Annotated in this window: 3 protein-coding genes; all 3 read right to left on the bottom strand. The window is 48.4% G+C overall.

Going from position 1 to position 13,445, the window contains the following annotated elements; translation table 11 throughout:
* Positions 1–663: 663 nt before the first annotated feature.
* The 3 genes from ASG89_RS08245 to ASG89_RS08235 all read right to left on the bottom strand — a co-directional run bounded on the left by ASG89_RS08245 (position 664) and on the right by ASG89_RS08235 (position 13,373).
* Positions 664–3,876, bottom strand: coding sequence for an ATP-binding protein (locus ASG89_RS08245; protein ID WP_157276565.1), 3,213 nt, complete (start codon positions 3,874–3,876; stop codon positions 664–666).
* Entirely contained in the window at positions 3,873–4,544 is a 672-nt protein-coding gene (locus ASG89_RS08240) for a response regulator transcription factor (protein ID WP_235549663.1), read from the bottom strand. Before ASG89_RS08240 ends, ASG89_RS08245 begins: the two co-directional genes overlap by 4 nt.
* 138 nt (positions 4,545–4,682) lie before the next feature.
* Entirely contained in the window at positions 4,683–13,373 is an 8,691-nt protein-coding gene (locus ASG89_RS08235) for a fibronectin type III domain-containing protein (protein ID WP_057310110.1), read from the bottom strand.
* Positions 13,374–13,445 lie beyond the last annotated feature (72 nt).

Here is a 13,445-nt window from a genome sequence, read left to right as displayed (position 1 = left end):
CTATTTGTCTCCAGATAAGTTTGAATCACAGTTTTACAAACAACAGAAACTGATTTCTTAGCTTTTTTTGTGTCCACTCTATTGACTCAGATACATTTCGACTATCTCACCCCTGCCGGCGCCGATTTCGCTCGAGATAGTCGATTATTTCGACTATCTCACCCCTGCCGGCGCCGATTTCGCTCGTGATAGTCGATTATTTCGACTATCTAACCTCCGCGGGCGCCGATTTCACTCGAGATAGTCGATTATTTCGACTATCTAACCTCCGCGGGCGCCGATTGCGCTCGAGATAGTCGATTATTTCGACTATCTCACTCCCGTAGGCGCCGATTGCGCTCGAGATAGTCGATTATTTCGACTATCTCACCCCTGCCGGCGCNCGATTTCGCTCGTGATAGCCGATTATTTCGACTATCTCACCCCTGCCGGCGCCGATTTCGCTCGAGATAGTCGATTATTTCGACTATCTCACTCCCGTAGGCGCCGATTGCGCTCGAGATAGTCGATTATTTCGACTATCTCACCCCTGCCGGCGCCGATTTCGCTCGTGATAGTCGATTATTTCGACTATCTCACCCCTGCCGGCGCCGATTTCACTTGGGATAGTCGATTATTTCGACTATCTCACCCCCGCGGGAGCCATTTGCCGACTCATCCCTTCTACTTATACCCTACAACTGGCAACTCAATAATTAACAAACATCCACGATTGCCTCGCTCCTCGTCGCCGGATATCCGAAGACTGCCTCCCAATTGTGTGATACGCTCCATCATCGACTGCAGACCGAAACCTAGGGCAGTCTCCTCATAGCGCTCACCGTCGTTCCATAACGAGAATATCAGCTTGTCGTCATGTGTCATCAACTTGAACTGAAAACTAGTGCAGCGTCCATGGCGGATTCCGTTAGTGAGTCCTTCTTTGAGCGCGTGGTAGATCGCTTTTTTGTGCATGGAGCTTAATGGCGGAAGCGGTGAAATGTCATGTTCGACGTTCATGCCGGCTACATCCTCCGTTTGTGCCAGCAAGAGCTTAAGCGCAGGCTCCAGCTGGAAATCGGCCCCTTGCTGTTTCAAGGTACGGACCGATTCTCGAATATCGTCCAACCCTTTACGAACCAGTTGCTGCGAAAGCGCCAGCTTATCGTTGCCCCGTGGGTCGCCACGTTCGAGCAGCATTTTGGCAGCCTCCATTTGTACGATGGACGTGGTTAGTGTGTGTCCAACATGATCATGAATTTCTTGGGCGAGCAGGTTCCGCTCTTCCATAAGCGTCAACTCGTTGAGCGTCTCGGCTGTTTCACGAACGGATTCACGAAGACGAGTTGTTGTAAACTCTAGTTCGGAGGTACGCTCCTGGACCATCCGTTCTAACTCCAACGTGAAGCGCGATAGCTTCAGTTGAATACCAACACGGGCTAGCAGCTCATGCCGGGTGAACGGTTTCACGATGTAATCATTTGCACCGGCATCGAAGCCTTCCAGTAAATCGACCAGTCGTCCTTTGGCCGTTAGCAGGATGATCGGCAAGGTACTTTCGTCATATCGTTCGCGAAGTCGACGACAGATGTCATAACCGTTCATATCAGGCAACAGCACATCTAGCAGTAGGAGATCAGGCACATGCTGTTCGATAAGTGCAAGTGCCTCTTTGCCATTCGCCGCCTTCAGCAATCGTAGAGAGGAACCGCTCAAATAATTGTCCAGAACCTGCAGATTAACAGGCTCGTCATCCACAAGCAACACCGTAGCTGACGGCAACGGGTTTCGTATCCGTGACGCAGGGAAATTTCCCGCTTCACTTGTTGCCCCCTCCGCAGCAGCTGCTGCGGATAACTCCCATTGGAGTTGATTGTCGAGTACGGGCAGCAGGAAGCTGCCCTCGGACGCAGCAACATCCTCCTCTTTTCGACTGATCGGGATCGTGAAGCTGGCTGTCGTTCCGCTCCCCTCTGCCGCATCCAAGTGAAACTGCCCGCCATGCATGGCAATCAATTTATGCGAGATGGTCAATCCAAGTCCCGTCCCTCCCCTTCTGGCGCCAAGTTCTGCCTGTTCAAAAGGGGCAAGAACGGTATGCAGTTTATTTTTGGGAATACCAATGCCTGTATCTATGATAGATACCTCTACAAATTCTCCTACTTGTTTCGCGGTTACGCACACCTCGCCGGTATCTGTAAATTTGACTGCGTTTCCGATCAAATTGTACAAAATTTGCTGCAACCGATTAGCGTCCGCACTTACGAGCGGAAGACCAGTTGGAAACCTCTTCACAAGCTGAATACTTTTAGCGGCAGCCTGCGGCTCGAAAGCAGCCAGGACAAGTGATACCGTGTCAGGCAAAGGTAGAGAAACTAAATCTAAAGCGATATCTTGATGGTTAAGTTTAGACAAGTCGAGCAGATCATGAATAAGTCTGGACAACCTTTTGCCGCTGCTTACGACGAGCTCCAGGTTCGTTTGCACCTTGGGATGCAGCGCACCTGCTACACCATCAAGGAGGGATTCGGTAAGTCCAATTATGCCCTGTAGCGGTGTACGCAGTTCATGGGACGTATTAGCCAGAAAGTCGTCCTTCAACCGATCGAGCTCCTGAAGCCGGCTGTTTTGGTCCTGGAGACGTTCGGAAATGACTTGATTTTGTACAAAAACACTGCGTAATCTTGTAATAAAAACCATTCCTAAGGATAAAACAAAAATGAAAACTCCGAAAATTCCGATATTCTCAATCCAATAAATATAATAATAAGGTGCGTAATCATACGCGAATTTGCCGAAGCGCGGGAAGAAATAAGTAGCGTAATTCAAACATAATCCTAGTGTTATCGCGCCTATCCCCATTACAAGCCATGCGGCTTCGCCATCCCGTTGTTTATAGAATATACGCATCACGGGAATCGCAAGAAGTGGGATGATGATGGCTAGAACGACAAGGTAAATATGGATGAATCGCGAAACCCATGGTTCATGTAAATAAGCTATTATTATACAAGTCAAAGCAAAGAGTTTTAACAGATAACGGCTTATCCGGAACCGATTATGTAGACTGGCATCCGTTAATCTTTCAAAAATACCGACAACGGCAACCATTCCGACTGGAATACAGACGCTGTAATAATAGGTGATGTGCGACCAGTCGCCATAAATCTGCAAGGTATAAGTAAGCGCTAAGCAAGCAAATGCACAAGTAAAATTCAGCACGGAAAAATACGCATACAAAACATCTCGGTGCATGATGAAAACACCTAAGGAGACCACACTTAGAAATAAAAAACACGCAATAAGTGCCCATTTTATTGTATCTATACGTATCAGCTCTATAAGATTATCCTGAGCTTCCACAATTCGCATTGGCAGATACACACCCATTACCGAAGAACCTTGAGGGATAATCCGTATCTGAAGCCATTTACCAGTAGCATCATCTGGCAGCGGAACCTGCTTCCAGATGAAGATGGATTTCGTCTTTGTCTCCTGGAGATCCGCATTAATTGAAGCAATTTTGCGATGATCAACGAAAACTTCAAAAGCCTTTATATCTTGAATATTCAACTGGGCATCACGCAGCGCCGCAACGCCACTAGGCAGGCGAACACGAACCCAGAACTCAGCCATATTGGTTTGTCCTTGTGCGGTTGAAGCAATCTGCAAGTAAGGTTTCCAGTCGGATTCCGTATCTTGCAGCTGGTTATCCACAATCGGCAGCTTTCCTAAGTGCGCCTCCCATTTGCTCATGCTAGGCAAAACCTTCGGAGGAAGTACCTGCAGCCGGGAGAATCCGTCATTCACAAAGTAAGTGGCGCCAACCGAACAGAGAATAATCAGCAGCAAGAATAGGATTACACCTGTGAAACGCTTCGGGGAGCGCCTACTCAAGTATCCCCACCGCCCAACAGTTGACGTAATGTTAGAATAGCCACAGTCCGATCATTCGTTCCGATTTTGGCATAGATGGCACTCACATAGTTCTTAATCGTTCCTTCACTCATAAACATCCCTGCCGCAATTTCTCGGTTCGTTTTGCTCTCCAGCATCCAACGCGCGACTTCAAGTTCCTTATCGGATAAAGTGATCCCATCTGCGATCGCACGAACTGTATGCTTCATACCTTGAATCGAAGCCGAAGCGGAAGACAAACGTGCTGCTAATTTGCCTGCAATGACGGAAGGCAGCAGGAAGTGGCCATTCACTGCATCGCGTATGGATTGAGCAAGCTTCTCACCAGGAATGTCCTTGAGCAAGAAGCCTGTAGCTCCTCCGGCAAGCGCTTCAATAATATAATCGTCATCGGCAAAAGTGGTAAGGATCAGTACCAGTGTGTCTGGATACTCCGCACGGATGTGCCGGGTGCATGTAATGCCATTCATCACAGGCATCTGAATATCCATCAGCACGACATTCGGGGATAAAGTTTTCACAAGCTGAAGCGCCTCCGCGCCATCTTTGGCCATGCCTACGACATGGATATCTTCTTGCAGGCTGAGTATGGTTTGCAGCCCATCCCGCATTAATGTTTGATCATCCGCTATCACTACTGATATCACTAAATCTACTCCCTGTCCTTATGGAATCTATCTTCTTATCGAGTGAACCACACAAATCCAGATTTTTCAATACAAAGGTTGATTAATTAAGTTGTTAGAAAAAACCGTCAAGGCCATCAGCCCTAACGGTTTCCTCAATCACCACTTATATTGCAAGCATTGCTTCACTTTGGCTGCAGCTTCAAGTTTAACTGAAGGTTTGAATAGATCCTTTATATTTTTGCGTAAATCATCAAATTTTCCCTTGATCGCGGATTTAGACAAATCGGTGACATCGAGTTGAACCGGCCCTGCCCCTAGCTTCGCAATGAGGGATCCTTCCCCTTCTTTGCACGGATCCCATGCTTTGAAGTATTTCGCCCCTAATTCTCCTTTTATTGGGCCATACTGCACTTTGGCTGCAGCTTCGAAGGAAGAACCACCTTTGGACAGGTCCTCGAATGGATCGACTTCCAAACCGCCGCCTGCACCCACACCTGCTTCCACACAAGCCGATATGCCATCTTCCGTTGCACATACCTTACCGCCGATACCAACGCCGGCATAAGCGGAAGCACCGATGCAGAACAAACCACACGGATCACGCAACACAATCGGGTTGTTACCGACATAGGCGTAGACGTTTGTTTCCCCGCTGTCTAACAGAATCGGGTCGCGTGCTGTCCATCTTGCGGAGAATGGGTCATAGTCACGTGCGCCGAAGCGTACGAGTCCGACAGCCCGATCCTCGAGACCACCTGCGAAGCCAATCATCAACTCGAAGCCTGGATTCGAGTCGCTAAGCAATACACCGAAGGAGCTGTACCTTAGTTTTTTGACAGAAACGCCTGCCATATTCAGAACTTCCTTTGGTGTACCTACATTGTCAGTTATTACGTAATAGCGCTGACTATCACGTTCCAAGCCGATGAGTAAGCCCTCTTCATTATAGAAATAGTTCGTCAGTATACCATTCTTGTCAATGGAACCCGTCAGCATATGGATGAACTCTGGGTGGCCATACAAGTATTTCTCCGTATTTCCGCCCCCTTCGCGTGCTGTCCGTCGCCCAATTGCATCATAAGCATACTGGTACGTATTACCAGTAACAGTCGCTTCCAAAAGCTCACCGCGTATACCATAGCGATAAGTGTCTCCGCCTCGATTCGTCAGGAAACCGTCGGCATCAAAGACATACCCCACTGAGTCTACTGTCAGGAGCTGACCGCGTGAATTATAACTACTCATCTCTGGAGCTGCGTCATTCACCTGCTTGCTGACGCGGTTCTTGGTGACGTCATATGTGTATACTTCATTATAGGTACCGTCTGTGCCGGTTCTGAGCGAAGCTAATAGTTGACCGTCCGCGTCGTAACTATAATGAGTTTGACTTGCTGCTCCTTCGGTAAAAGTTTCTGTTTCATCAGACATAAGTCCTCTCGAATCGTACGTAAACTCTGTGCTGGAACGGATTTGCCCCTCCCATAGATAGTTGCGTTGTTCGAGCTTGCCAAGGTCATCGTAGCTATTCAGAATCTGGAACGAGCCGTCAGTGATTGAACTTACAAGACCGCTAGGCTCATGAGTGAATTGAAACGGTCCAAACTTAGTCATCTGTTCATCGCGATCCCAGCCGAGTTGTGTGTTTTGTATGACTGTCCTCGGCTGCCCGTAAACTTCCCCTGTTACGGTGGTGCGGATGTTCGTAATGTTCGTCACATTAGCTCCAGTATCAAAGCTGTAGTCGAAAGTGGCGTTCGCTGCACCCTGCAGAACCATCTGAAGGACCTCGCCTCCACCATATGTGTAACCGACAGATTGCCGCAGATCGGGATCCCCTGCTTGCTCACTTACCATCTGTGTGACACGGTCGGTTGAGTCCCCATACGTAAAAGATCGGTTCAGATCAGGATCATTCATACTCTGGATCCGCTTGCTGCCACCAGACTCAAATCCATATTGAAGAGCGCGACCGCTGGCTAGAATTGCCTGATCGACAAACCCGGCTGCATCATGTGTCAGTGTTAGCCATGGCTGCACACCTTCCGGCTTAAACGTACTTAATTGATTCAAGTTATTATACTGTTGCGTGTAAATGGTTCCGTCAGGCAGTGTAGTTTGCGCAGGGTTACCATTCTTATCATAATCTTTGTAATATGTCTTACCACTTGGCTGTTTGATCATCGTCAGGAAACCAGCCTCATTATACCCATATTCCTTCCGGTTGCCAGCTTCATCTGTCTCCGAAACGAGCTCTCCACCTGCGTTATAGGCATAAGTAATAGAATGACTGCCCTGCGAGATCATCCGAAAGCGTCCGCGCTCATCATACAAGTACAATACCGGTTGCAGCGACTGATTCGGATATTCAACCCGCACAATTGTTCCCTTGTCGTTCAAATGGGATACTTTAGACAGCCCTTCCGCAGATGTTTCTACATAAGTTCTTGCCGTTGCATCGTATTTCACGGTAGACGTTGCGCCATTGACCACATACGTTTGTGTTAAGGAAGTAAAACGACCTTGATTGTCTCTCTCCACCGCTCGCGTCTCCGAATACGTTACAACACGTCCGTCTGGTGTTGTAATTTTCATCTGATTAAGTACGGGGGCATCCATGCCGTATCGAGGATCACTTTCAAGCTTTTGCGTGACTTTGGTGCCATCCGTATACGTCATTTCTTTGGAACCGTCTGATTGATAAGCCACAACAGACTTGGCTCCGCCGGGCTCGGTTACGGTACGAATTGTATTGCTGCCAACTTTGCGAGTCTCATAAACGGTTTGCCGGTTCGCAGCATCGGTGAATGTAACGGACAGGCCATCACTTCGTTCTGTGCGTGTTAAGGTTTTTACCCCGCCAGCAGGTGTCTTAGCCTGGATAAGGTAGCCTTTTTCATCATAGAGATAGTCAGATTTGTGCCGATTCGGGTCTGTAAACGATGTTAACAATCCTTTCGCATCATACGTCATGTCATATTGATAACCGAGCTTACCGCTTACAGTTACAAGTTGACCCTGCTCATTAACCGTCAGCTCCGTACGCTGCCCGCCAGGGGCAATGATTGCAGTCGGCTTGCCTGACGTATCCCGCTCAATCGTTGTACGATTTCCGTAGTCATCTTCTAGCTGAATCAATCGCCCCTCTGCATCATAACCGAAGCTTTGCATCACTTTACCCGTAAGGACATGAACTGTTTCCGTATGACGACCATTCACCGTATCGATCTGGGTCATCGTAATTCCATCATCGTTAGGAATGCTGGTCTTATTCACATCAACTCCGATACGGAAGAAGTTAGGTGTGATTCCACGTTGATCATAGGTTCTATACATAGGATTCCCTTTCTGATCCACACCAATTAACTTCACAAAATTTAGCGTAAAGTTATTTCTTTTCACATAGGACATAGCATCCTTCTGATCAACAAGATGAACCATTTTATCTGAGGTGATTTTGAAAATTGACCCTAATGTCGTGTTGACCCCATCTACCTGCATGTAGATGTTTTCCTGTCCGTCCACAAATATCTCCCGTACATAGAATCGCGATTGAAGTGCGGACGAGCCATCAGCGATAACAGGGTCTCTCTTCCCCATGCTTGCATCACCGGCAATAAGTTCTAACGAGCCGTCTTTTGTCATTTTGCGAATACGGCTCTTAACGCCCCAATAGTCGTACATGTTATCTATCACATAAATTGTGCCGTTAGGGCTCGAAGTCAATCTTCCGTACCCGATATTTGCTGGTGTAGCTGGTCCGGTGTCAGGGCCGTATCCAGTCCTGCCTGCGTGATACACATAACCACTCACATCGAGTTTATAATATTGAATCGTAGTATTACTTCCACTAGTAGGATGGCGGCCTTCAAAATACAAGTTTCCTTCGCTATCCGTCGCAAATGCGCTAAAATCCCCGCCGCCAGTTTCGGTTCCCTTGCTTCCGTCAGGAATAACGGCTGAACCGTATGATCCCTTGCCGACAACACGCTTCCAATCGGAATCGCTAGGTCCTTTTTTATAAATACCATCATACAAATAGGACAGAAATAAGGTACCATCCGGGCTAACCGCAAAAGCATTAGGAAAGCCTTGTGAGGGGAACGTAGCCACTTTGAGCGAAACATTGTCTGGCGTTACCCGTATGATCGACACTTCATTTATATTACTATTGTTTCTTACTAGAAAATAAAAATCAGATCCAACGATGGCATATAAGGATTGATCTACATAATTTTGTTGCTGCCCCGTCTGTGGACTGAGCGGGTTGAATTGACCGCTGTCTTTCTTCTGCGATTGCCCATCACCGTTAAGCAATTTCTTCGTTGTATTATCAAAAATATGATGCGTATCCAAGCTCCAACCTGCGATACCTTGCTCTTCATAAGGATTCACAGGCGAGCTAATAATCCCTTCATACGATCTCGTCACCATCATTTCCGAACTATTTCGAGAACCGATAGCCCCAGCAGCAGATGGAAGTCTTGCCCAGCTCATTGCGAAGCCTCCGGGTGTGGGGTAATACACAGCTTTATAGTGATAACTTACCGTAACTTGATAAGGATGATCCCCGATAAGCTTGCGGCCGTATCCGTCGACTCCGTCCCATTTGAACGTATACCACTGGTTGAGCGTTAATGGCAGTGACTCATAGACCGTTTGGCCAGCCACACGAATGCTGACAGAAATGCCTTGTACGGATGCCGGAAGCGGTGATGATCCTGTTACTGGAAATTGAATCGTCGAAGGCTCCTCATAACCTTCCGTCCGTTCACTTTGGTAACGAAGCGTATATGGTGTACCGGGAATGGCTATCGCCTCTCCGAGGGATTGATCCTGACAGCCAATGATGGAGCCTGGCTGCTTACAGGGTTCTTCTCGGGGATCCGGCTGAGGTGATTTCTTAGGTTGCGGATTCGGCGGTGCGATTGCGTCAGCAGGGGGTCCATATGGCCAGTTATGATCCCAAGGAGTAAAATGCGGAATCGGTACACGCCATAAGCTTTGACCATCCGTGTATAAGGTGGCTAGCTTCTGCAGCTCTTCTTCCGTGATCTGATAGCTGCTTAGCTTCGTCCCGCTTTCGGCCACGCCGTCGCCATCCGTATCTACCTGTGCAATGCCTGCTTCAATCCCAACAATCTGGATAATAACACCATTCTGTGCTGGCACCCAGAGCCCCGCCTTGCGGTCATAATAAGCATTGGGAACGGAAGATCCTACAGGAAATTCAAGGAAATTATCAACATAGTGATACAGAGGTTGGCTAAAAGTAACTTCGGTCGCCCCCGCCTCCACGGCTTCGTCCGCCGACAGCTCCACCGCATAGGTGTAGCCGACATTCTGCGGCAGTACGCCTGGCATTGCTTCCGGTCCTCTGTTGCCGACCGTGTACTCCGTTGCTCGGAAATGGATTTGCGGAAGCGGTTGAACCGTTCCATCTGCCAGAGTCATCGTAGCGGTTGTACCCTTCGGCACAACAATCGTCGATGTTCGCTCGCCATCTTCATCTTGGACCGTCGTTCCGCGTGCTACCTGAGTATCAGTCGCATCTGCAAGGTTTAGCTCAGTCACATTGGCATCATATGCAAGCAGTACAACATCATCCACGCTAGTATAGGTCCCCCATGTCACTATCTCTGGGCGCTGAGCCAGCAGGTAACCCTGCTTGCTGAATTGGACAGTTAACGTTCCTGTTCCGTTTACCACGAAATCATAAGCGCCATCTACACGGCTTAATGTTTGCCCAAATTCCGGGTGGTTTAGAATACTCACTTTCACTCCGCTTAGAGGCACGCCATCCGCATCAAGCACGTTACCACGCAGCACCGCCGAAACATCGGAGCGTATCGCACCTGGGATAACCCCTGCCTGCACGGCATTACTGCCCGTATACAGGAATTGAATTTGCTCATCGAAAGAAGGTATGCTCGTCAGCGGAATGTCAGGGGCAGCAGTAGCAGGATCCTCCGGGATGTCTTGCTTCATCGGAGTAAGATTAATAGCTGCCGATTTGGCCGATTCATTGCCATTGCTATCGTAAGCGGAAACGGTGAAGTTGTAAGACGTTCCGTCCGTTAAGCCAGAGGCAGTAAAGACCGTCAACTTCTTGGCATCGCCTTTCAAGTGCCAAGTGGCTCCGTTATCCGTTGACGAATATATCCTGTAACCCGCTAAATCGTTCTCACTGTTCGCTTGCCAGATGAGTGATGAACTTCCGTCGACTGCGTTGCCGTTCAGACCGACTGGTACAGAAGGTGCTGTTTGATCAGCGCTGATCGGCGATGCCGTCACAAATGCGGATTTGGCCGATTCGTTGCCGGCATAGTCGAGTGCTGTTACGGCAAAAGTATACACCTTGCGGTTGGTTAAGCCTGTCGCTTGATATGTGGTTGCATAACCTGTTGAGATGCCGCTGCGCCATGTTACTGCGCCGTCCTCAGATATATAAAGCATGTAGCCCGCCAGATCTTCTTCACTGTTCGGTGACCATGTCAGCTGAATTTTCGTATCTCCGGTGGATGCTGCAAGCCCCATTGGCGGAGCAGGAAATTCCGTGTCAAGCTCCTCATGTGGTGTAAGGGAGATGACAGCGGATTTCTCCGACTCATTGCCGCTAGCATCATAAGCGGAAATAGCGAAGCTGTATGTTACTTCGTAACTTAAGTTCGTAAATGTATACGAAGATAGATAAGGATAAATTTGACCCTCAAGTATCCAGTTACTTCCATCGTCAGATGAAACATAAAGATTATATCCGGCAAGATCGCTTTCGTCATTCGTCTGCCAAACCACGGACACGCGATCTCCGCTAGTCGTACCAGCAAAACCTGCTGGTACAGCAGGAGCCGTCGTATCAGGTGTTACCTCTCTTCCTGGGGTCAGTTCAAGAAATGTGGCTTCCGATTCTTGACCGTCTTGACTATAAGCTGTCAGCTTAAATTGATAGGGCTGACCATTAGTTATTCCACCCCAAGTCAGAGTCGTATTGTTCTCGGCATCCCACTCTTCGTGATAGGATGCTCCTTCATCTTCAGCCGATGTGATTACGATTTTATAGCCTTCTGTAACCGTATCGGTATTCGGCAGCCAGGTTAAGTAAACTTCACTATCGCCAACCGTGCCCTCAAAACCAGCTGGCGTTGATGGATTCTGCAGGCTGAGTTGCACGGTTAGCGGCATTGATTTAGACGACTCATGGCCAGTTTGATCATATGCCGTTACAGCAAAGGTATACACAGTACCGTTCACTAATCCTGTAGCCGTATAAGAAGCCGTAAGTATCGCATCGGCTGCAAGTGACCACGTTATTCCGGCATCTAAGGAGACATAAACCTTATAGCCTGCCAGATCGGCTTCCGAATTCGCAGTCCAACTCAGCGCAGCCTGCTGATTTGCCCGCTCTGCTTGTAAGCCGGTTGGGATGGCAGGTGCCGTCACATCGGTTGAACCACCACCCTGTGAGACGCCTCCACTTCCTGGGCTCCCACCTGAATAGACACCTGCTGGACTAACAGTTCCGTCAAGCGCAGATAATCGGCCAATCTCAGCCAGTTGGCCAGGCCCTGGCGCACTTACCTCTTGCTGTACATTAACGAGCTGACAAGAACATGTATGTTTCTCGCTCTCATCCAGAACCTTCAGGATGTCCTGGAGTGCACCATTTGTTAGAATGGAATCCGGTATTCCTGCTTGATCCGTGTATGCTTTCCAGTTTTCCAATATTAGCAAAGATAACTGGTATGTGTGGTCTGGTAGTACGTAAGCTTTGAATGTCCCATCTGTACCGGACACTGCGAAGAAAGTAGGGTTCGTTGTGAATGACACGATAACCCCTTGTAGAGGTTCAGCGTTTTCCCCCACTACTTTACCCGAAAGGCTTGCAGCCTGAACGGTTTGCACATTAACGCTTTGGCTTTGCTTGCTTAGCTCCACAACTTGATACGCTACGGCTCCACGATCGTTAGCAGCGTTGACATCGTATGTTCCGAAGGGTAGCTTGACTTCATATAGGCCAGAAGTGTTCGTCGTTCCGGCCGCTAGAATGGCTCGCTTGCCCTTGGCATGAATCTGCACATTGGCACCTGGAAGTGGCCGACCGTCGGTTGCTTTTATCGACAGCATCAATACGCCTTCTTGTTTAATAGCTGACAATTTCCATGCGCGATGCAGAATGACGGCCGCTTCAGCTCTCGTTACCTGATTGTAAGGACGAAAGGTATGGTCTTCATACCCCCTAACGATGGCTGCCTTACTCATTGCTCCAACGGCAAGCTCAGCCCAATCAGGGATATTGGATTGGTCTGCAAAAGCGGATGAATGAGACATATCCAACTTCAGCACGCGCTGAATCATGACAGCTATTTCAATCCGGGAGATCGACGCTTCAGGGCGGAATGTACCATCCTCATAGCCCTCGATGAGTCCGAATCTGGCTGCCTTTGCAATTTCATTGCGATGCAGCTGCTCATCAATGTCCTTGAAAATTGGGTTTTCATTCTTGGCTGTAGTATTCATATTACTCAATTCGGCGACATGCAAGAGCCAAACCGCAGCATCCGCTCGTGTTAACGATGTACTCGGTTGGAAGGTACCGCTGAGTGAATGGTTATCCACAATTCCTTTCATAAGGAGTTCCTCAATCTCATCTTTGGCCCAAATAGGTAGAGCATCATCTTCTGCAATAGGTGGGGTAGCAGCAGAAGTTGAGGGTGGAGATGCTGATGTTGATGCTGTCTGCAGCACCTCATCTCCCATTTCAGCGCTCACCATGATAGGTAAGGCGGTTTGAATCATTACAAGCAAGCTGAGCATGATCGCCCAATTTCGATACCACTTGCGCATTCTCATTTGAAACCTCCTGACCTTGTATCACATCTCCCTTCATTATGAAGTTGCTACTAGGCTCGGAGTAGAGACTAA

It is taken from the genome of Paenibacillus sp. Soil766 (assembly GCF_001428105.1).
GTDB lineage: Bacteria > Bacillota > Bacilli > Paenibacillales > NBRC-103111 > Paenibacillus_E.
Note: the sequence above shows the minus strand (reverse complement) of the source record. Positions and strands in the feature narration are given on the sequence as shown.

What these genes read in the sequence shown, in the direction of transcription:
- ASG89_RS08235 (WP_057310110.1), bottom strand. Translation starts at nt 13,373, where the DNA reads ATGAGAATGCGCAAGTGGTATCGAAATTGGGCGATCATGCTCAGCTTG.